The organism is Variovorax sp. 278MFTsu5.1, assembly GCF_048305045.1.
Lineage (GTDB): Bacteria > Pseudomonadota > Gammaproteobacteria > Burkholderiales > Burkholderiaceae_C > Variovorax > Variovorax guangxiensis.
This window is the reverse complement of record NZ_CP157622.1, coordinates 6599605-6620867: the sequence shown is the minus strand read 5'-3', so window position 1 is coordinate 6620867 and position 21263 is coordinate 6599605. Positions and strand designations below refer to the sequence as shown.

The following is a 21263-nucleotide window of genomic DNA, read 5'->3' as shown; positions in this document are numbered from 1 at the left end:
GCCGCCGCCGTCAGCCCCTGTCGCTGCGGGCCAGGCGGTGCTCGAGGCGGCGCAGCAGGGTGGTGAGGATCAGCGTCATCACCCAGTAGATGACGGAGATCGCGAGGTACGGCTCCCAGTAGCGCGCATAGGCGCCGGCCACGGTGCGCGCGGCATACGCCAGTTCGGCCAGGCCGATGGCGGAGACCAGCGACGTATCTTTCAGCAGCGCGATCGCGTTGTTGCCCAGCGGCGGCAGCATGCGGCGGAAGGCCTGCGGCAGCACCACGTAGCGCATCACCTGCGCGGGCGAGAAGCCCAGCGAACGGCCCGCGTCGAACTGGCCGCGCGAGATCGACTGGATGCCAGCGCGGAACACTTCGGAGATGTAGGCGGCCGAGTTGAGCGTGAGCGCCACCACGCCCGAGATGAGGGCGCCGTGCTCCTGCTTGAGCGTGCGCGCGAGCTCGCCGTCGATCAGGATGCCCGAGGTCGGGTGGATGAACACCGGCATCACCGCGAAGTGGATCAGCAGGATCTGCACGAACAGCGGCGTGCCCCGGAAGAAGCTCACGTATACCGTGGCGGGCCAGCGCAGGAAGAAGCGCGCCACCCAGGTCCACGGCGCATGGCGCGGGTGCGCCAGCCGCGCGAGCGCGAGGCACAGCCCCCAGCTCGCGCCCAGCAGCACGCAGACCACCGTCATGCGCAGCGTCATCCATGCGCCCTGCCAGAACAGGTCCTTGTATTCCACGAGGATGTCCCATCGGAACCATCCAAAAAGCAGCACTGGTTGTTCCATCTATTGCTCCCCCCCAGGCTGCGCGCACTTCGTGTCGCTTCTCCCACCCCCTACCGGGGGCAATACCAGCGGCCCGGCGGAGCCGGTTCCGCGGTATTCCTGGCCTATGCCGTGGGGGTTCATCGGACGTTCGGGTCCTTGTTGAACCACTTCTTGTAGATCGTCACGTAGCTGCCGTCGGCGCGAATGGCGGCGAGGCCGGCCGTGAGCTTGTCGAGCAGCGCCTTGTCGCCCTTCTTCACGACGATGCCGAAGCCCTCTTCGGGAAAGGACTTGTCGTCCAGCGTCTTCAGGTCGGGGTTCTGCGCCACGCGGTAGGCGATCACACCGTTGTCGCCCATGGCGGCATCGACGCCGCCGCTGGCCAGCTCGGAAATGATGAGCGGCGTGCTCTCGAAGCGGCGGATGTCGGGGCTGGTCTTGCCGAACTCGCGCGAGGCGATGTCGTCGGCCGTGGAGGCGCTGACCACGGCGATCTTCTTGCCGGCCAGGTCCTTCAGCGAGGCGACCTTGCTGTTCTTCGGCAGCGCGATCAGCTGGCGGGCCGCGAAGTACGGCGGCGTGAAGTCGTAGCTCTGCTTGCGCTTCTCGTTGATGGTCACGCCGGAGATCACGAGGTCGACGTCGCCGTTGTTCAGCGCGCCGAAGATGCCGGTGAAGGGCGTGTTGACGATCTTGATCTTCAGGCCCTGCTGCTTGGCGATGGCGTTGATGATGTCGATGTCGAAGCCGACGATCTGCTTGTCCTTGTTCTCGAAGGCGAAGGGCGCGTAGGTGGCGCTGGAGGCCACGATCAGCTCGCGGTTCTGGGCCTGGGCGCCCAGCGAGAAGGCCGCGCTGGCGGAAAGAAGAACGAGCGACAGGGCGCGCCGGATGCGGTTCATGGGGTATCTCCGGGGAAATGAGGCTTTGGGGAGGCTTTGGGCGGCCATGGCCGTCCAAAAGGGCAAAGGTGCGGGATTTTAGGCCCCCGGCCGCGGGGCCCCCCGCCGCGTTCCGCCCTGCATGGGTGTGGCGCTGAAGCCTTCGCCGGTAACAAATGCTGTGGATTTCTTCTCGATGCATGCCCCAATTTCGGGCAACGGCCCGTTTTTGAATACGCCAATAGTTAACAACACCAACAATGGCGAAGCTTTGAAAACAAGTAATCAGGGAAGAAGAAGGTATGTCTCTCGTACTGGGCGTCATGGGGCTCCCTCAGGTTGAGGTCGAGCTCCTGAGAATCATCGTGCGCCTCAGCTCCAATCTCCGCTCGCGCTGGACCGTCAGCGAATCGCGCTCGTGCGACCTGCTGCTGATGGACGGCGATTTCCCCGCTTCCGAATGGCAGGCGCTCAGGGCGCGCTTCGTCGTGCCCATGGTGACCCGCGGCGATACCACCGCCAGGAGCGCGAGCCGCGCGCTCGCACGGCCCATCTACGCCGAGGAACTGGTGGAACTGCTCAACGAAGTCGCTCCGGGCAACGCGCCCGCCGAAGCCGCGCGTGCCGCGGTGCGCACACCCGGCATGCGTGCCTCGCTGGTGCGCTGGCCCTCGCAGGCGACGCTGCGGCGCCATCCGGCCTTCGTGCGGCTCGCCGCCGCGCTTGCCAGGAGCATGCAATCTGCGGAGAGCCTCAGCGTGCTCGGCCGTGTCGATGTCGAGGTGTGCAGCACATTTCTCGGCCTGCTCGACGGCGAAGGCGCACTGGCCTGGGCCGAGCAGGCGCCAGCGCCTTCCGCATCTTCCGCGTCCCGTGCGCACGCCGGCGGCGAGGCCGCGCGGCGCAAGCAGGGCCTGCTCTCGCGCATCCGGCAGCGCCTCGGGCTGGCCTGAGCGGAGCGCTGCCATGAGGGACTACAAGCTCGTCTTCACGGGCCCGATGGGCGTGGGCAAGACCACGGCCATCGCCGCCATCAGCGAAACACCGCCGGTCAGCACCGAGGTCGCCAATGCCGACGCCTCGATCGCCAAGGCCACCACCACCGTCGGGCTCGACTTCGGCCAGGTCACGCTGGACAACGGCGACCGCCTGCGCCTGTACGGCACGCCGGGGCAGGCCCGCTTCGACTTCATGTGGAAGATCCTGGTGCGCGACGCGCTGGGCTTCGCCATCCTCATCGACAACAGCCGGCCCGACCCGCTCGCCGACCTCGCTGCCTACCTCGACGGCTTCGCGGGCGCGCTCCAGCAGATGCCCTGCGCGATCGGCGTGAGCCGGCTGCCCAGCCACCCCTTTCCCACGCTCGACGACTACGCGCGCGCCCTGGCGGGGCGTGGCCTGGTGCTGCCGGTGATGGCGACCGATCCGCGCAACAGGGACGACGTGGTCGCGCTGATCGAGACGCTGCTGATGCAGATCGAGGCGCTCGACGAAGAGATCGCGCCATGAGGATTCCCCACGAGATCAAGCTGCGCGCCGCGGCCGAGGTGCTGCGCGTGCTGGAAGACGTGAACGGCATCGCCTCCGTGGTGATCGCCACGCCCGACGGCTTCGAGATCGCCAGCGCCAGCCAGCGCCACTTCGAGCCCGCGCGCATCGCCGCGATGGCCAGCTCCATCTCCGCCATCGGCGCCGTCGTGTCGCAGGAGGCGCGGCTGGGCCGCTGCACCTGCATCACGGTGGCCACCGACAAGGGCTTCGCGCTCGTCAGCCCGGTGCGCAACGGCGAGACCGAACTGGTGGTGAACGTCATCGCCGACGCCAATGCGGTGCTGGCGCAGGTGATGTACCGGAGCGCCGCCTGCGTGCGGCTGCTCGAGGCACCCTGAGCAGCCTGCAGAAAGAAAAAACATCGGGCGGGGACGGGTTGCATGCGACGCCCCCGCTTCATCCCTCAGTCGCATGAATCGAACCGAACCACAGGAAATCATTGAAATGGCCTCGATCCAGAACAGCCTTGAAAACCTCCTGACCGCCGACGGCGCCCTTTGCGCCGCGGTGGTCGATTCCGGCAGCGGCATGATGCTGGGCGCCATCGGCACCGGCGTCGACCTCGAAGTGGCGGCCGCCGGCAACACCGAGGTGGTGCGCGCCAAGCTCAAGACGATGCGCGCGCTCGGCCTGAACGACAGCATCGAGGACATCCTGATCACCCTCGGCAAGCAGTACCACCTTCTGCGCCCGATGGCGCAGAAGGAAGGCGTGTTCATCTACTTCGTGCTGGACAAGGCCAAGTCGAACCTGGCGCTGGCCCGCCGCAAGCTGCAGGACGTCGAGAAGGAAATGAGCTTCTGAGCAGGCACTGTTCGCCCGGCCACGGGCGCAGCGCCAGGCCGGCTTCGTCACGGAGCCGGCCTTTTTCATTCCACCCGGCTTGTCGCGCGGCGCCGGGACAACCAAGGTTCTCGGCGCAGGACGAAGGACATCGGCGAAGGGGCGCGGCCCGCTGGCTAGCATCCGGGGCTTTGCGGTTCAGGAGCCTTGCATGACGACGATCCAGCGGCTTGCTTCCCATCTTCTCTGCGGCATCGGCCTTGCGTCGGGCGCCGCGGTCGCGCTGGCGGCCGATCCCGCAACGCGGCCCTTCGATCCGCAGCGCCTCTCGCAGATCGTGAAGACGGTCTCGGGCGACGATTTCGAGGGCCGCGCGCCCGCCACGCCGGCGGAAGCGAAGACGCTCGACTACCTCGTCGCGCAGTTCAAGGCCGCCGGCCTCGCGCCCGGTGGCGATCTCGAAGGCGGCCGGCGCGGCTGGACGCAGTCGGTGCCGCTGGTGAAGACCGAGTTCCGCGGCACGCCGCAGATCACGCTGCAGGTGGGCGCGCAGCGCGACGCGCTGGCGCAGGGCGAGCAGATCGCGGTGCGCGCGGCGCTCGACGGCTCGACCGCGGTGTCGATCCAGCAGGCGCCGCTGGTCTTCGTAGGCTACGGCGTGAGCGCGCCCGAGCGGCGCTGGGACGACTACAAGGGCGTCGACCTGAAGGGCAAGATCGCGGTGGTGCTGGTGAACGACCCCGACTTCGAAGCGAGTGGAAGCGGCAGCGGCGACTTCGGCGGCAAGGCCATGACCTACTACGGCCGCTGGACCTACAAGTTCGAGGAGGCCGCGCGCCGCGGCGCGCTGGGTGTGCTGATCGTCCACGAGACCGCGCCGGCCTCCTACGGCTGGGCCACGGTCAGGAATTCCAACACCGCGACCATGCTCGACATCGAGCGCGAACAGCCCGCGTCGGTGCATCCGAAGCTGGAGGGCTGGATACAGCGCGACGTGGCGGTCGAGCTGCTGCGCCGCGCGGGCCTGGACTTCGAGGCGCAGAAGAAGCTCGCGCAGACGCGCGAGTTCCAGCCGCAGCTGCTGAAGGGCGCGAGCCTGTCGGCGGAGTACGCGATCGACCGGCAGGTGATCGTCTCGAAGAACGTGGTCGGCCGCATCGAAGGCCGCAAGCGACCGGACGAGACGGTGATCTACAGCGCCCACTGGGACCACCTCGGCGTGGGCGCGCCCGATGCGAAGGGCGACCGCATCTACAACGGCGCCGTCGACAACGGCACCGGCCTGGCCGCGCTCATCGAGATGGGCCGCGCCTTCGCGAGCGCGCGCCACAGGCCCGAGCGTTCGGTCGTGTTCCTCGCGGTGACGGCGGAGGAGCGCGGCCTGCTCGGCTCGGAGTTCTATGGCGCGAAGCCGCTGTACCCGCTGGCGAAGTCGGTGGCCGTCATCAACATGGACGCGCTCAGCCCCGAAGGCCCGGCGCGCAACTTCAGCACCTCGGGCAGCGCGGTCTCGCAGCTGCAGGATCTGCTGGTCGAGCAGGCGCGCGGCTTCGGCCTGGCTTACGCACCCGATCCGCATCCAGAGGCCGGCTACTTCTTCCGCTCCGACCACTTCTCCTTTGCCAAGCGCGGCGTGCCGGCACTTTCGTTCGCCTCGGGCAACGACCTGGTGGACGGCGGCCTCGCTGCCGGCGAGGTGGCCAGCAAGGCCTACAACGCCGAGCGCTACCACCAGCCGGCCGACGAATGGCGCGCCGATTGGTCCTTCACCGGCATGGCGCACGACCTGCCGCTGCTCTACCGCGTGGGCGAAACGCTGGCCAACAGCCGGCGCTGGCCGGAGTGGGGGCAGTCTTCGGAATTCCGCGCGGTGCGCGAGGCGAGCAGGGCCGAGCGGCGCTGATCCTGTATCAGGTCGCGCGCGCCCGACTTGTCGCGCCCAGGTGCGCCAGCGGCAGCGCGCTGCTGGCCTTCACCTCGCCCAGCGAGAAGCTGGTGTGCAGGTCCTTCACGTTCGGCAGGTTCATCAGGTGCTGGCGCGCGAAGGCCGAGAAGCTGTCGAGGTCCTGCGCCACCACCTGCAGCTCGAAGGTGCCGGTGCCGCTGATGTAGTGGCAGGCGATCACGTCGGGCAGCTTGCGGATCGCGTCCTCCAGGCGGCGCGTGGCCTCGTGGGTGACGCGCTCCGTGTCGACCCGCACGAAGGCGAGCACGCCCAGGCCGATCTTGTGGCGATCGATCTCGGCGTGGTAGCCCTTGATGAAGCCCGCTTCCTCGAGCGCGCGCACCCGGCGCCAGCAGGGCGCGGCCGACAGGCCCACGCGCTGCGCAAGCTCGGCGTTGGTAAGGCGTCCGTTGGCCTGCAGTTCTTGCAGGATTGCAAGGTCGAACTTGTCGATGCTTTCCATGGATGCCGATGTTAAGCAAGATTCTTTCTGGAAGCTCGTTTTTCCGGGCACAGAACGCAAACACCTGTCGCGGACCCCGGCATACACTTTGCGTGATCATGGGCTCGTGCCCTACCCGGGCACAGACCCAGAAACAGCCAGGCCCACGAGGCCCTGCCAAACGGAGACAGACGACATGAATGCACCGCTACCCGCGCACATTCGCAAGGCCCTAGAAACCGTCACGCTCGACGACAAGTACTCCCTCGACTACGGCCGCGCATTCATGAGCGGCGTGCAGGCCCTGGTGAAGCTGCCCATGCTGCAGCGGCTGCGCGACCAGCAGGCCGGCAAGAACACCGCCGGCTTCATCAGCGGCTACCGCGGCTCCCCGCTCGGCGGCTATGACCAGGCGCTGTGGAAAGCCAGCAAGTTCCTCAAAGAGCAGAACATTGTCTTCCAGCCCGGCGTCAATGAAGAGCTCGCGGCCACCGCGCTCTGGGGCACCCAGCAGCTGGGCTTCTCCCCGCAGGGCACCAACAAGTTCGACGGCGTCTTCGGCATCTGGTACGGCAAGGGCCCGGGCGTGGACCGCTGCTCCGACGTCTTCAAGCACGCCAACATGGCCGGCACCACCGAGTACGGCGGCGTGATCGCGGTGGCGGGCGACGACCACATCTCCAAGAGCTCCACCGCCGCGCACCAGAGCGACCACATCTTCAAGGCCTGCGGCACGCCGGTGTTCTTCCCGGCGAACGTGCAGGAAATCCTGGACCTGGGCATCCACGCCTTCGCCATGAGCCGCTTCGCGGGCGTGTGGTCGGGCATGAAGACGATCCAGGAGATCGTCGAGTCGAGCGCCACGGCGATGATCGACCCCGACCGCGTCGAGATCGTCATTCCCACCGACTTCGAGATGCCGCCCGGCGGCCTGCACATCCGCTGGCCCGACCACGCGCTGGAGCAGGAAGCCCGGCTCATGCACTACAAGTGGTACGCCGCGCTGGCCTACATCCGCGCCAACCGGCTCAACCACAACGTGATCGAGGGCCCCAACGACCGCTTCGGCATCATGGCCAGCGGCAAGGCCTACAACGACACCCGCCAGGCGCTCATCGACCTGGGCCTGGACGACGCGGCCTGCCGCCAGCTCGGCATCCGCCTGCACAAGGTGGGCGTGGTGTGGCCGCTGGAGGCGCAGCTCACGCGCCAGTTCGCCACCGGCCTGCAGGAGATCCTGGTGGTGGAAGAGAAGCGCCAGGTCATCGAATACCAGCTCAAGGAAGAGCTCTACAACTGGCGCCCCGACGTGCGGCCCAACGTGGTCGGCAAGTTCGACGAGGGCGAGGTGCATGCGGCCGAGGGCTACTCGGGCGGCGAATGGTCGATGCCCAACCCGACCTCGCACACGCTGCTGCGCGCCAACGCCGACCTGAACCCGGCGCTCATCGCCAAGGCCATCGCCTCGCGCCTGAAGAAGACCGGCCTCCTGGCCGCGGCCGGCGCCGACATGGCCGCGCGCATCGACGCGCAGCTCGCCATCCTGGAAGCCAAGGAGCGCTCGATGGCGCTGCAGCAGGCCTCCACCGGCGTGGCCGACGCCACGCGCCAGCCGTGGTTCTGCTCGGGCTGCCCGCACAACACCAGCACCGTGGTGCCCGAGGGCTCGCGTGCGATGGGCGGCATCGGCTGCCACTTCATGGCGACCTGGATGGACCGCTCCACCATCGGCTTCACGCAGATGGGCGGCGAGGGCGTGCCGTGGGTGGGCCAGCAGCCCTTCACCACCGACCAGCACATCTTCGCGAACCTGGGCGACGGCACCTACTTCCACAGCGGCCTGCTGGCCATCCGCCAGAGCATCGCGGCGGGCGTGAACATCACCTACAAGATCCTCTACAACGACGCGGTCGCCATGACCGGCGGCCAGCAGGTCGGCGAGCGGCCCGAAGGGCACTCGGTGCTGCAGATCGCCGAGAGCCTGCATGCCGAGGGCGCGAAGAAGGTCGTGATCGTCACCGACGAGCCCGAGAAGTACGAGGGCGTGAACATCCCCGGCGACCACGTGCAGGTGAAGCACCGCGACCTGCTCGACGACGTGCAGCGCGAGTTCCGCGCCATCCCCGGCACCACGGCCATCATCTACGACCAGACCTGCGCCACCGAGAAGCGCCGCCGCCGCAAGCGCGGCACGGCGGTCGATCCGGCCAAGCGCGTGGTCATCAACGAACTGGTCTGCGAAGGCTGCGGCGACTGCAGCGTGCAGAGCAACTGCCTGAGCGTGGAGCCGCTGGAGACCGAGTTCGGCCGCAAGCGCACCATCAACCAGAGCAGCTGCAACAAGGACATGAGCTGCCTCAAGGGCTTCTGCCCGAGCTTCGTGACCGTCGAGGGCGGCCAGCTGAAGAAGAAGGGCAAGAACAAGGCGGCCACGCCGGCCGAGTTCGGCCTGCTGCCCGAACCCTCGATTCCGTCGCTGGCCGGCGGCAGGGTCTGGGGCGTGGTGGTGGCGGGCGTGGGCGGCACCGGCGTCATCACCATCGGCCAGCTGCTGGGCATGGCGGCGCACATCGAAGCCAAGGGCATCGTCACGCAAGATGCCGCCGGCCTCGCGCAGAAGGGCGGCGCCACATGGAGCCACGTGCTCATCGGCGACACGCAGGACGACATCCGCACCACCCGCGTGGGTACGGCGGCGGCCGACCTGATCCTGGCCTGCGACCCGCTGGTCACGGTGAACGCCGAGACCATGGCGCGCATGCGCGAAGGGCGCACGCACGTCGCGCTCAACAGCCACAGTTCTCCGACGGCCGCCTTCGTGCGCAATGCCAACTGGAAGAACCCCGAGGAAGCCTGCGCCGCCGAGATCGCGCGTGCCGTGGGCGTGGACGGCGTAGGCAGCTTCGACGCCGATGCCACCGCGACCGCGCTGATGGGCGACACCATCTACGTCAACCCGATGATCCTGGGCTACGCCTGGCAGAAGGGCTGGATCCCGCTGGCGCACGAGTCGCTGATGCGCGCCATCGAGCTGAACGCCGTGGCCGTCGAGAACAACAAGGCGGCTTTCGAATGGGGCCGCCAGGCAGCCGTGCGGCCGGAGGAGCTGGTCAAGCGCGTGCGCCCGGGGCAGGTCATCGAGTTCAAGAAGCGCGAGTCGGTGGAGAGCATCGTCGAGCGCCGCGCGGAGTTCCTCACCGGCTACCAGAACGCCGCCTATGCCGACGAATACAAGCGCTTCGTGGGCAAGGTGCGCCAGGCCGAGTCGGCCGTGGGCAAGAGCACCGCGCTGACCGAGGCGGTGGCGCGCTATCTGTTCAAGCTGATGGCGTACAAGGACGAGTACGAAGTCGCCCGCCTGCATACCGACCGCACTTTCCTCGATCGCATCGAGGGCATGTTCGAAGGCGACTACAAGCTCAACTACCACCTGGCGCCGCCGATCATCGCGAAGAAGAACTCCAAGGGGCAGCTGCAGAAGCAGAAGTTCGGCCCCTGGATGCTGACGGGCTTCAGGCTGCTGGCCAGGCTCAAGGGCCTGCGCGGCACGGGGCTCGACATCTTCGGCCGCACGGAAGAGCGCAAGACCGAGCGCGCACTGATCGGCGAATACCGCGCCGCCATCGAGGAAGTCATCGGCGCCCTGCGTGCCGACAACCACGCGCTGGCGCTGGAGATCGCGAGCCTGCCGGAGCAGATCCGCGGCTACGGCCACGTGAAGGAACGCAACCTCGCGGCCGCCCGCGCCCGCTGGAGCGAGCTGATGGCCAAGTGGCGCAACCCGCAGGGGCAGCGCGCGGCGGCCTGAGCCAGGATCGCAGGAGGCCGGCTCAGTCGGACTGGTTGTCGGCGAGCCGGCCGTCCAGCCGGGCGCGTGCGGCCACCAGGGCGCCGTGGATCTTCTGTTCGAACACTTCGCGAGGCGGCAGGACGGTGAGGTATTCCGCCACGTGGATGCCTGACTTGTCCAGCTCGAGCAGTTCGATCTGTTCCTGCTTCTTGCCTGTGCAAAGAATGATGCCGAGCGGAGGCGCGTCGCCCGGCTCCTGGTCGTGACGGGCCAGCCAGCGCAGGTAGAGCTCCATCTGCCCCTTGTACTCGGCGCGGAATTCGCCCAGCTTCAACTCGATCGCCACCAGCCGGCGCAGCTTGCGGTTGTAGAAGAGCAGGTCGATGTAGAAATCGTCGTTGTCGAGCTGGATGCGCCGTTGCCGGGCGACGAAGCTGAAGCCCGCCCCGAGCTCGAGCAGAAAGCTTTCCAACTCGCGCAGGATGGCGTCCTCGAGATCCTTCTCCAGGTGGCGGTCCTGCAGGCCCAGGAAGTCGAGCACATAAGGATCTTTCAGCAGCAGTGCCGGCTCGGTGGAGTTCTGGCGCTGAAGCTCGTCGAGTTCCTGGCGGATCAGCACGTCGGGCTGGCGCGAGACCGCGGTGCGTTCGTAGAGCAGCGAGCCGATGCGCTCACGCAGCGTACGAACGCTCCAGCCTTCCAACTGGCACATCTGTGCATAGAAGTCCCGCGCGAGCGGGTCCTTGACCGGCAGCAGGGCCAGAAAGTGCGTCCAGCTCAAATGTCGCACCAGCGGTACGACAATTTGCTCGGACGGGAACACCTCGGCGAACTGCACCATGCGCCGGAGGTTTTTCTCTTCGAAGCCGCGGCCGTAGTCGCTCGCCAATTGTCGTGACAGCGTTGCGACAATTTCTTCTCCGTAGCCGGCGCGCCGGCCTCCCAGCACTTCGGTGCGAATGCGCTGGCCGATGCGCCAGTACATGAGCGTCATCCCCGCGTTCACGGAGGCGACGGCCGCCTGCCGGGCCTGCTCGATCAATTGCCGCAGGTCCGCGAGGAGGGCGCGTGGCTCCTTGTGAAGCGCCGGTGTGGCGCTGGCTGTCGTCAAGCTGTTGCGCTTGCTCATGAAGGCTCCTTGCTTTTCGGGTGGTGCGGCGGGAATTCTCCGGCGGCCGTGGACCCAAGCTTCCTCGCGCAATGGGCGAAGTCCGCAAAAAAGTCAAAAGTCGGGAACGCCCCTTGAGGTTGCTATCAAATGTGTAGCAAATGCGGTGCCCGGAAGCTTGCTGAAAGCCCTCCCCGCCGCGCCGGATAAGCGCTCCGGGCGGCCATCCGCGCCGAATACAATGCCCGGTGCTGTGCGCGGCCAGGCCCCGCCGCGCTTTGACTTGGCGCACCCGCATCCCGCGTGGCCGCGAACCCCAAGGAACCGCGGGCGTGGCCCGCGCTCCCACACGTTTTCTTTCTCTTCCCTCTGCTGGAGACTCTCTTGTTCATTTCCTCTGCTTTCGCCCAGACCGCGCCCGCTGCAGGCGGCGGCGACATGATGTCCTCGCTCGGCAGCATGCTGCCGCTGGTGCTGATGTTCGTGGTGCTGTACTTCGTCATGATCCGGCCCCAGATGAAGCGCCAGAAGGAAGCCCGCGCCATGATCGAGGCGCTGGCCAAGGGCGACGAAGTCGCCACCGCCGGCGGCCTGCTCGGCAAGATCACCTCGCTGAACGACCAGTACCTGGGCCTCGAGATCGCCAACGGCGTCGAGATCAAGATCCAGCGCAGCGCCGTGGTGCAGGTCCTGCCCAAGGGCACCGTCAAATAAAGGCGTGAGCTGACCTTGCGCCTTCGGGCGCGGGGCCCCAATTCACGCCGTGTTCCGTTTCAGAAAAAGCGCTTTCTCATGAACCGTTACCCGGTCTGGAAGTACGCGATCATCGTGGTCGTGCTGCTCGTGGGGCTCATCTACGCCCTCCCCAATTTCTTCGGTGAGGCGCCTGCGGTGCAGGTGTCGGCAGCCAAGTCGACCGTCAAGATCGACGCGTCGACCCAGGCCAAGGTGGAGGGGCTGCTCAAGACGGCGGGCCTCACGCCCGACCTGCTGACCCTCGAACCCACCGCGGTGCGCGCCCGCTTCGCGACCACCGACGACCAGATCAAGGCGCGCGACACGCTCCAGCAGGCGCTGGTGCCCGACGCCGACGACGCTTCATACACGGTGGCGCTCAACCTCGTGTCGCGCTCGCCCTCGTGGCTGACAGCGCTGCACGCCTTTCCGATGTACCTGGGCCTCGACCTGCGCGGCGGCGTCGACTTCCTGCTGCAGGTCGACATGCGCGGCGTGCTCGACAAGAAGGCCGAGTCCTTCGCCGGCGACATCCGCATGGGCCTGCGCGAGAAGAAGGTGCGCGGCAGCGCCGTGAACCGCAACGGCCAGAGCGTGGAGATCACGCTGCGCGACGCCGACAGCGTCGAGATCGCCCGGCGCCTGATCCAGGACCAGATGCCCGACCTCAGCACCGTCGAGACACAGCAGGGCAGCGAATGGCGCATCGTGGCAAGCATCAAGCCCGAGGCCGCCCGCCGCTTCCAGGACGCGGCGCTCAAGCAGAACGTGACCACGCTGCACAACCGGATCAACGAACTCGGCGTGGCCGAACCCGTGATCCAGCAGCAGGGCATCGACCGCATCGTCGTGCAGCTGCCCGGCATGCAGGATCCGGCCCAGGCCAAGCGCATCATCGGCCGCACCGCCACGCTCGAGATGCGCCTGGTGGACGAAAGCGCCGAAGGCCGCGCCGCCGAACTGAGCGGCGGCCCGGTGCCCTTCGGCTCCGAGAAGTTCCTCGACCGCTCGGGTCGCCCCGTGATCGTGAAGAAGCAGGTGCTGGTCACCGGCGAGAACCTCACCGACGCGCAGCCCGGCTTCGACCAGCAGAGCAACCAGCCCAAGGTCGACCTGACCATGGACTCCAAGGGCGGCACCATCATGCGTGACGTCAGCCGCGAGAACTACAAGAAGCGCATGGCCATGCTGATCTTCGAGAAGGGCAAGGGCGAAGTGCTCACGGCTCCCTCGATCAACGGCGAACTGGGCAACCGCTTCCAGGTCTCGGGCTCGATGAGCGTGGCCGAGGCCAACGACCTCGCGCTGCTGCTGCGCGCCGGCTCGCTGGCCGCGCCCATGGAAATCATCCAGGAACGCACCATCGGCCCGACGCAGGGCGCAGAGAACATCAAGAAGGGCTTCGACAGCGTGATGTACGGCTTCGCCGCGATCATGGTGTTCATGTGCATCTACTACGCGCTGTTCGGCCTGTTCTCGTCGATCGCGCTGGCCGTCAACCTGCTGCTGCTGGTGGCCATCCTCTCGATCCTGCAGGCCACGCTCACGCTGCCGGGCATCGCGGCCATGGCGCTGGCCATCGGCGTGGCGATCGACTCCAACGTGCTGATCAATGAGCGCGTGCGCGAGGAACTGCGCAACGGGGCGTCGCCGCAGGCGGCGATCCACGCGGGCTACGAACGCGCCTGGGGCACCATCCTGGACTCCAACGTGACCACGCTGATCGCGGGTATCGCACTGCTGGCCTTCGGCTCGGGCCCGGTGCGCGGCTTCGCGGTGGTGCACTGCATCGGCATCGTCACCTCGATGTTCTCGGCCGTGTTCTTCTCGCGCGGCCTCGTGAACTTCTGGTACGGCCAGAAGAAGAAGCTCAAGTCGGTGTCCATCGGTACGGTGTGGCGCCCCTCGACCGACGGCACGGCCGCGGCCGAAACCAAGTAAGCGGCAGAAGAAGGACGCACAGCCATGGAATTCTTCCGCATCCACAAGACCATTCCGTTCATGCGCCACGCGCTGGTGCTGAACATCGTCTCCGTCGTCACGTTCGCGCTGGCGGTGTTCTTCCTGTTCCACCGCGGGCTGCACCTGTCGGTGGAGTTCACCGGCGGCACGGTGATGGAAGTCGCCTACAACCAGTCGGCCGACGTCGGCAAGGTACGCGACATCGTCGGCAAGCTGGGCTACACCGAAGTGCAGGTGCAGAGCTTCGGCAAGTCGGTGCAGATCCGCCTGCCGGTGAAGAAGGGCGTGACCTCCGCCCAGCAGAGCGCCGAGGTGATGGACTCGCTGAAGGCGGCCGACCCGTCGGTGGAGCTGCGCAGCAACGAATTCGTCGGCCCGCAGGTCGGCGACGAACTCACCACCAACGGCCTGAAGGCGCTGGGCATGGTGGTCGTCGGCATCATGATCTACCTGGCGTTCCGCTTCGAGTGGAAGTTCGCGCTGGCTACCGTGCTGGCCAACCTGCACGACGTGGTGATCATCCTGGGCTTCTTCGCCTTCTTCCAGTGGGAGTTCTCGCTGGCGGTGCTGGCGGCGGTGCTGGCGGTGCTGGGCTACTCGGTGAACGAGTCGGTCGTGATCTTCGACCGCATCCGCGAGAACTTCCGCCGCTACCGCAAGATGTCGACCACCGAGATCATCGACAACGCGATCACCTCGACCATCAGCCGGACCATCATCACCCACGGCTCCACCCAGCTGGTGGTGCTGTCGATGTTCTTCTTCGGCGGCCCGACGCTGCACTACTTCGCCCTGGCGCTGACCATCGGCATCTGCTTCGGCATCTACTCGTCGGCCTTCGTGGCGGCGGCCATCGCCATGTGGCTCGGCGTGAAGCGCGAGGACCTGGTCAAGGGCGGCCCGACCAAGCGCGACGGCGGCTCCGAGGACGACCCGAACGCCGGCGCCGTCGTCTGACGGATACTCCAGGGTTCGACAACCCAGGGCGACCGCGGCGGCAACCGCCGCGGTTCGCATGCAACGCCGGGCAATCTCCACACTTGTGCGGCGGCCCGTCCCGATGCAAGCTCCGGTTGTCGCCAACGAATCGACTACCCTGGCCCTTCCGACCTTTCAATGAGCATTGCGCGGTCCGCTTCTTCCCTGCAGCTCGCACGCGAGACGCGTGAGCGTTTCGTCTCGGCCACGGAAGGCGCCATCGCCCCCCTGGCGCGCGCGATCCGGGACCGGCTGACCACGCTATCCACCGAGGCCGGCACCGCCCGCTCCATGCAGGACAACCGCGACGACTTCGTCGCCTTCCAGGGGCAGGCCACCCAGTGGGTGACCCTCAGCCAGGCCGGCTGGCGCAAGGCGCTGGCCGCCAGCTCCGGCGGCACGGGCACCCTGCCCTCGGCGCTGCGCCTGGAGCTGATCGGCGACGAGGTGGTGGAAAGCAACATCCTCTCCTCGCGCCTCGCGCAGCTCATCCACGACAAGGCCAGCTTCGAGCTCAGCGACCTGCGCCTGCGCATCCAGCATCTCGAAGGCACCACCGAGCTCGACTCCAAGGACGTGCTCAAGCCCGAGACGCTGGCCAAGCTGCTGGTCGAGCAATGGCTCGCGGCCGGCCTGAGCCGGGGCCTCTGGACTCGCGTGCAGGACACGGTGCAGCAGGGCCTGGTCGACGTGATCGTCAAGGCCTACCAGAGCGCCAACGCCTACCTGATCGCCGCCGGCGTGATGCCCGAGATTGACCTCAAGAGCTTCGTGCGGCGCACGGGCAACGCCGGGGCCGCGGGCGGAGGTGGCGGCGGCGGATCGGGCGCGGTGCCCATGGACGGCGGCATGTCCGCGGCTCACGCTCCCCAGGCGGTGCAGCGGCCCGGTTTCGGATTCGAAGGCCAGCCGCAACAGCTCTCGGTGCCGGGTGTCGTTGCGACCACGACCACCGGCGGCTCGCCGCTGATGATCGCGCGCCAGCGTGCGCAGACCGCGCTGCTGAGCCTCAAGCGCTTCGTGACCGCCCGCATCGGCGGCGACCCGGGCGCAGCCGGCGGCGCATTCCAGGCCGGCGCGGGGGAAGGCCGCACCACCAGCCCCGGCAGCCAGTCGGGCGGGCAGGGCGGCGGTGGCGGCATCAGCCCCGCGCCGCGCGCCTTCTCCAGGACCTTCGCCGGCGCCATCGCCGAGGCCGAGGCCGCCTACCGCATGGCCGCCACCCAGTACATGGAAGGCGCCGGCGAGCAGGCCACCGTCATGCAGCAGACGGCCGTCGACCTGCGCCGCCGCACGGCCGAGCTCAAGAAGCGCGCGCCCACCACCGCCGACAAGGCCACCGTCGAGATCGTCGCGCTGATGTTCCAGGCCATCCTCGCCGAGGAGCGCATTCCGTTCTCGGCCCGCGTTTGGTTCGCGCGCCTGCAGATGCCGGTGCTGCGCGTGGCCATCGCCGAGCCCGAGTTCTTCGGCACCCTGCAGCACCCCGCTCGCATGCTGATCGACCGCATGGGTTCGTGCGTGATGGGCTTCGACGCCGCGGCCATCACCGGCAGTGCGCTCGAAGGCGAGATCCGCCGCGTGGTGCAGGTCATCGAGCAGTACCCCGAGACCGGCCAGCGCGTGTTCAAGCTGGTGTTCGACGAATTCGTCGCCTTCCTCAACCGCTACCTGACGCAGAGCGACACCACGCAGCGCGTGATGAGCGTGGCGCAGCAGGTCGAGCAGAAGGAGACGATGGCGATCCAGTACACCATCGAGCTGCGCAAGATGTTGAACGACATGCCGGTGCGCGACGAGATCCGGGAGTTTCTCTTCAAGATCTGGGCCGAGGTGCTGGCCATCGCCGCGCTGCGCTACGGCGCGCAGGGCGAGCAGACCGTGATGCTCAAGCGAGTGGCCTCCGAGCTGGTGTGGGCCGCGAGCGCCAAGCCCAACCGCACCGACCGCGCCCGCGTGATCCAGGACCTGCCGCAGCTGCTGCAGCGCCTGCGCCAGGGCATGGCGCTGCTGGGCATCGTCGACGAGCCGCAGGAAGCGCACATCAAGACCATCGGCGCCACGCTGTCGGATGCTTTCATGTCGAAGACCGAGGCGATCCCGCAGGCCAAGATCGAGGCCATGGCCGAGCGGCTGGCGCACCTGGAAGACTTCGTGAGCGACGTGGGCGGCACCGCCGACCTGCCGCTGGACGCGCACAGCATCGAACTGCTGCTGGGCGTGGATGCCGCGTCCATCGAGGTCATTCCCGACACCGCAGGCGCCAAGGTGCCCGAGGACATGATTGCCTGGGCGCACGAGCTGCAGGTGGGCAACTGGTTCATGCTCGACCACAACGACCGCGTGAGCCAGGTGCAGTTCGTCTGGCGCAGCGACCGCAAGCAGTTGCACCTGTTCGCTTCGGGCGACGGTCGCAGCTTCCTGATCCAGGCCGGGCGTCTTGCGGCCTATCTGCAGGCCGGCCTGCTGGTGCCGGCGGAAGAAGAAACGCTCACGGTGCGCGCCACGCGCGAAGCTCTGGCGAAGCTCGATGCAAATCCGGAGCGCCTTCTGAACTAACTGCTGCGCGGCTGTTTTCGCGGAACACCGAGGAACCGGCTCTGCCGGGCCTCAGGTGTTGCCCCCGGTAGCGGGGTGGCGTAGCGGACACGAAGTGCCGCGCAGCCTGGGGGCGAGCCTAATGCGCGGTGCGGCCTTCGCGGCTTTCGCACAGCTCGTCGAGCATCAGCGCATCGGGCTCGATGCCGGTGCTCCAGTGCACCATCAGCACGATGATCTTCAGCTCGTCGAGCGCGACCGGATCGCCCGGCGCGGCCATCGCGCGCTCGACGACGATCTCGCGCAGCCCGCAGGGCAGCACGTCCGACGATTCGAGAAAGCGGATGAAGCCGAGGCACTCGGCGCCGAGGTGGTCCTGCTCGGCCTGGGAGTAGATGCGCATCGCGTTGCCCGATTGCGGCAGCGCCGCTTCGGGCCTGCCCCCGATCACGACGGTGGCGATGGCCTCGTCGTCGGGGCTGCGTTCGATCTGCAGGCCTTGCGTCGCAAGGCTGAGGCCGTCGAGCCAGTGAAGGGCTTCGCGGATCTCTTCTGCCTCGAAGCCATGGGCGCTGAGCTTGCGGCCCAGTTGCTCGGGTTCGGGGCAGGCGTCGCCGCGCCAGTAGTTTTCGTAGACAAAAACAAGCACTTCGAACATGGGCCCAATATAGCCGACGTTCATGCAATGCCAACTAGGTGGAAGCCACGCGCTGGAAGAGACCGCCGGGCAACCGGGACACATGCCCGTCCAGTTCGAGCTCGAGCATCTTCGCCTGCAGTTCGGCGGCGCCCCAGCCGGTGCGTGCGCTGAGCGCGTCGAGGCTCGCCGGTTCGAAACCGAGGACCTCCAGCAGCGGGTCTTCCGGCGATGAAGAAGATGCAGCGGCCACGCCCGTCGCGTTGCCGTAGAGGGGCGAAGCCGAGGCAGTGCGAGGTGCGTGGAGCGGCGGCAGCTCTTCGAGGATGTCGTTCACCGATTCCACGAGCTTCGCGCCCTGGCGGATCAGCGCATGGCAGCCGCGCGATTGCGGAGAGTGGATCGAGCCGGGGATCGCGAACACTTCCTTGCCCTGCTCCGAGGTGAGCCGCGCGGTGATCAGCGAGCCCGACTGCAGCGCGGCCTCGACCACCAGCGTGCCGCGCGCCAGCCCGGCGATCAGGCGGTTGCGCTTCGGAAAATTCTGTGTGAGCGGCGGCGTGCCCAGCGGCAACTCGCTCACGATCAGTCCCTGCAGCGTGATGCGGTGCGCAAGGTCGCGATGCCGCGCGGGGTAGACGCGATCGAGCCCGGTGCCCACCACGGCCACTGTCGCGAGCACGGGCGCGTCGCCTGCCGCATCGAGCGCACCCTGGTGCGCCGCGCCGTCCACGCCCAGCGCCAGCCCCGACACCACGGGAAGCCCCGTTTCGCCGAGCGCGCGCCCGAAGCTGCGCGCATTGGTCGCGCCCTGCGGCGTCGGGTTGCGGCTGCCCACGACGGCGATGCTGTGGCCGAGCTGCGTGAGATCGAAGCCGGTGGCGCCGAGCACGTAGAGCATCAGCGGCGGGTCGGCCATTTCGAGCAGGGAGGCCGGGTAGCCGGCGTCGCCGAGCGTGACGACGCGGCGCGAGACCTTGTCGTCGCCCGCCTGCAGCCATTGCCAGGTGAGATCGATCTGCGCCTGCAGGCCGTTGGGCGGCTGCGCGAGCGCCTCGGCCTGTGCGTGCGAGACGACCTCGCGCAAGGCGGCGTCTGGCTGGCTGAAGATTCGCTCGGGCAGCCCGAAGGCCGCGAGCAGGCGGCGCGCGGCACCATCGCCGATGCCGGGCGTCAGCGAAAGGCGCAGCCAGCCTGCGAGTTCTGCGCGTTCCAATCGAGTGTGAGAGAAGAAAGGCCGGAGTCGCGGGTCAGGGATTGACGAGGAAGTCGCCGGCGCGCGGAGTGTCGTTGATTTCGAGCACCAGCGCGTAGGAGACCTTCTCGAAGGTGCGGAAGACCATCAGCAGGCCGATTCGCTCGTTGGGCAGCTTGATGGTTTCCTTGCGCGCGCCGGTGCGGTCGAGGATGGTCTCGCCGTTCTTCAGGATGGCGAGCACGTGGCCGTTGTCGACGCCGTCGCGCGTGCCCTTGTTGATGGCCACCACCTGGTTCTGCGCCGCGAACTGCACCGCGTTGCCGTAGACCGAGATGATGCGTCCCTCGACCTGCGTGGAGGGCGCGCGTGGCACGTAGCTCAGCAACTGGCGCGGCGGCTCGGGCAGCAGGCGGTCGCCGGCGCGCATTTCCTCGCGCGAGGCGATGATGTCGATGCTGGCGGGCACGACGGTGATGACGTCCTTGTCCTCGACCGTCTCGACGGTGGTCGATTCGCCGCGCTGCAGGCGAGCCTTGCCCAGGTACTGCGCCTCGTAGCCGAGGATCTCGCCCGTGCCCGGGTCCTTCAGCGGCGTGGCATTGCGGAAGATGCGGAAGTTCTGCACGGGGCCCGGCACCTCGACCAGCGGCGCCTCGGCGGTGCCGCGGGCATAGGCCCGGTCGCCGCGCGACAGCAGCACGCGGCTGTCGTTGCCGGCCACGATGCGCGGTGCGGCATCGAGCGTGCCGGCGTCCACCACGATGGGCTCGCTCAGGAAGGGCTCGATGATGCTCGGGTTGAGCGTGGGCAGTGCCATGCCGGCCAGCGAGTCGAAACGGGTGCGGGGTGACAGCTTGATGGTTCCGCCGTCGCCGCTGACGCCGCCGCGGCGGGTGGTCAGGCGGGCGCGGCCGCCGCTCTTGTCCAGGTAGAGCACCTGGCCGGGGTAGATCCGGTGCGGATTGGCGATTTCATTGATGTTCATGCCCCACAGTTCCGGCCAGCGCCAGGGGCGCAGCAGGTAGAGGCGGGAGATGGCCCAGAGCGTGTCGCCCGACTTCACGGTGTACTCGTCGGGCGCCTTGGGCGACAGTTCGCTCAGCGGCACGCCGGCCTGGGCGGTCTGCTGGGCGGTGGCGCGCTGCTGCGGCGTGATGGGGTAGTTCTGAGCCCAGGCCGTCGTGGCGCCGCAACTGCCGATTACCGCCAGGGCTGTCAGCGTGGCAAGGAAAGAGGGGCGCTGGCGGTCGGTGAGTCTGAGCTTTTTCATGTCTGAAGGGTGAGCGCGCGACGTATCGCTGCGCATACGAATCTCACAATTTGCTACGAATTCTGCGCTGAAGCCCTTGGGAGGGCAACGTTTTCGGGCTCCGGAGCCGCGTGTCGTCGCGGAATTGGCGAAAATAGCCACAACTTTCCCCCGATTTCATGGCCAAACGAAACATTCTGAGTTACCCGGACAAGCGCCTGCACACCGTGGCCAAGCCGGTGCAGGGCGTCGACGCGCGCATCAAGACCCTGGTCGCCGACATGCTGGAAACCATGTACGACGCCAACGGCATCGGCCTTGCCGCGACCCAGATCGACGTGCACGAGCGCCTCGTCGTCATCGACGTGTCCGAAGAGCGTAACCAGCCCATCGTGCTGATCAACCCCGAGATCACCTGGGCCAGCGAAGAGAAGGTCGTGAACGAAGAGGGCTGCCTCTCGGTGCCCGGCATCTACGACGGCGTGCTGCGCTCCACCTCGGTGAAGGTGCAGGCGCTCGACGAGAACGGCGAGATGCGCACCATCGAAGCCGAAGGCCTGCTGGCCGTGTGCATCCAGCATGAACTCGATCACCTGCTGGGCAAGGTGTTCGTCGAATACCTCTCCCCCCTGAAGCGCAACCGCATCAAGAGCAAGCTGCTGAAGCAGCAGCGCGAAGAAATGCGGGAGCGGGCTTGAACCCC

Annotated in this window: 18 protein-coding genes; 11 read left to right on the top strand and 7 right to left on the bottom strand. The window is 67.6% G+C overall.

The genetic code is table 11. The features are described 5' to 3' along the window. Positions 1-10: 10 nt before the first annotated feature. Positions 11-781: an amino acid ABC transporter permease gene (locus ABL844_RS30940; protein ID WP_126021096.1), complete on the bottom strand. Its 771-nt coding sequence runs from the start codon at positions 779-781 to the stop codon at positions 11-13. Positions 782-900: 119 nt separating this feature from the next. Beyond that, positions 901-1665 (bottom strand): basic amino acid ABC transporter substrate-binding protein, encoded by a 765-nt coding sequence (locus tag ABL844_RS30935; RefSeq protein WP_418129990.1) that lies wholly within the window; start codon positions 1663-1665, stop codon positions 901-903. 281 nt (positions 1666-1946) lie between these two features. On the opposite strand from ABL844_RS30935, the gene ABL844_RS30930 reads away from it, so the two are divergent. From ABL844_RS30930 to ABL844_RS30910, 5 genes are all read left to right on the top strand, one after another. Further along, positions 1947-2597, top strand: coding sequence for a hypothetical protein (locus tag ABL844_RS30930; RefSeq protein ID WP_418129989.1), 651 nt, complete (start codon positions 1947-1949; stop codon positions 2595-2597). A gap of 13 nt (positions 2598-2610) precedes the next feature. Further along, positions 2611-3153: a GTP-binding protein gene (locus tag ABL844_RS30925; RefSeq protein WP_184639425.1), complete on the top strand. Its 543-nt coding sequence runs from the start codon at positions 2611-2613 to the stop codon at positions 3151-3153. Beyond that, positions 3150-3533: a roadblock/LC7 domain-containing protein gene (locus ABL844_RS30920; RefSeq protein ID WP_126021100.1), complete on the top strand. Its 384-nt coding sequence runs from the start codon at positions 3150-3152 to the stop codon at positions 3531-3533. Before ABL844_RS30925 ends, ABL844_RS30920 begins: the two co-directional genes overlap by 4 nt. A 106-nt stretch (positions 3534-3639) precedes the next feature. Beyond that, on the top strand, positions 3640-3999 hold the full coding sequence (locus ABL844_RS30915) for a hypothetical protein (protein ID WP_184639429.1): 360 nt from the start codon (positions 3640-3642) through the stop codon (positions 3997-3999). 190 nt (positions 4000-4189) lie between these two features. Continuing rightward, the gene (locus ABL844_RS30910; protein WP_418129988.1) at positions 4190-5881 is read left to right on the top strand and encodes a M28 family metallopeptidase; all 1692 of its coding nucleotides are present in this window, start codon (positions 4190-4192) and stop codon (positions 5879-5881) included. Positions 5882-5888: 7 nt separating this feature from the next. On the opposite strand, the gene ABL844_RS30905 is transcribed toward ABL844_RS30910, so the two are convergent. Continuing rightward, positions 5889-6386: an Lrp/AsnC family transcriptional regulator gene (locus ABL844_RS30905; RefSeq protein WP_418129987.1), complete on the bottom strand. Its 498-nt coding sequence runs from the start codon at positions 6384-6386 to the stop codon at positions 5889-5891. A gap of 175 nt (positions 6387-6561) precedes the next feature. Here ABL844_RS30905 and ABL844_RS30900 point away from each other — a divergent pair, with 175 nt between their 5' ends. Then, a complete protein-coding gene (locus ABL844_RS30900) occupies positions 6562-10173 on the top strand; it encodes an indolepyruvate ferredoxin oxidoreductase family protein (protein WP_418129986.1) in 3612 nt (1203 codons plus the stop codon). A 22-nt stretch (positions 10174-10195) separates the two neighbouring features. Here ABL844_RS30900 and ABL844_RS30895 read toward each other — a convergent pair whose 3' ends face one another. Further along, positions 10196-11284 (bottom strand): PDDEXK nuclease domain-containing protein, encoded by a 1089-nt coding sequence (locus tag ABL844_RS30895; RefSeq protein WP_418129985.1) that lies wholly within the window; start codon positions 11282-11284, stop codon positions 10196-10198. A 363-nt stretch (positions 11285-11647) separates the two neighbouring features. Here ABL844_RS30895 and yajC point away from each other — a divergent pair, with 363 nt between their 5' ends. From yajC to ABL844_RS30875, 4 genes are all read left to right on the top strand, one after another. Beyond that, positions 11648-11977: a preprotein translocase subunit YajC gene (yajC, locus tag ABL844_RS30890; protein ID WP_093196024.1), complete on the top strand. Its 330-nt coding sequence runs from the start codon at positions 11648-11650 to the stop codon at positions 11975-11977. Between the two features lie 78 nt (positions 11978-12055). Beyond that, positions 12056-13939 (top strand): protein translocase subunit SecD, encoded by a 1884-nt coding sequence (secD, locus tag ABL844_RS30885; RefSeq protein WP_418118433.1) that lies wholly within the window; start codon positions 12056-12058, stop codon positions 13937-13939. 24 nt (positions 13940-13963) lie between these two features. Next, complete coding sequence (secF, locus tag ABL844_RS30880; RefSeq protein WP_126021111.1) at positions 13964-14917, top strand: protein translocase subunit SecF; 954 nt, start codon at positions 13964-13966, stop codon at positions 14915-14917. A gap of 159 nt (positions 14918-15076) precedes the next feature. Next, positions 15077-17497: a DUF1631 family protein gene (locus ABL844_RS30875; protein WP_418129984.1), complete on the top strand. Its 2421-nt coding sequence runs from the start codon at positions 15077-15079 to the stop codon at positions 17495-17497. A gap of 118 nt (positions 17498-17615) precedes the next feature. Here ABL844_RS30875 and ABL844_RS30870 read toward each other — a convergent pair whose 3' ends face one another. Genes ABL844_RS30870 through ABL844_RS30860 form a run of 3 tightly spaced genes read right to left on the bottom strand, consistent with a single transcriptional unit; the run spans position 17616 to position 20581 of the window. Next, positions 17616-18134, bottom strand: a complete 519-nt coding sequence (locus tag ABL844_RS30870) for a DUF494 family protein (RefSeq protein WP_418129983.1) — start codon at positions 18132-18134, stop codon at positions 17616-17618. A gap of 34 nt (positions 18135-18168) precedes the next feature. After that, positions 18169-19329, bottom strand: coding sequence for a DNA-processing protein DprA (gene dprA, locus ABL844_RS30865; protein WP_418129982.1), 1161 nt, complete (start codon positions 19327-19329; stop codon positions 18169-18171). A gap of 34 nt (positions 19330-19363) precedes the next feature. Then, positions 19364-20581: a LysM peptidoglycan-binding domain-containing protein gene (locus ABL844_RS30860; protein ID WP_184639442.1), complete on the bottom strand. Its 1218-nt coding sequence runs from the start codon at positions 20579-20581 to the stop codon at positions 19364-19366. 158 nt (positions 20582-20739) lie between these two features. On the opposite strand from ABL844_RS30860, the gene def reads away from it, so the two are divergent. Next, positions 20740-21258 (top strand): peptide deformylase, encoded by a 519-nt coding sequence (def, locus tag ABL844_RS30855; RefSeq protein ID WP_418129981.1) that lies wholly within the window; start codon positions 20740-20742, stop codon positions 21256-21258. Positions 21259-21263: the final 5 nt, after the last annotated feature.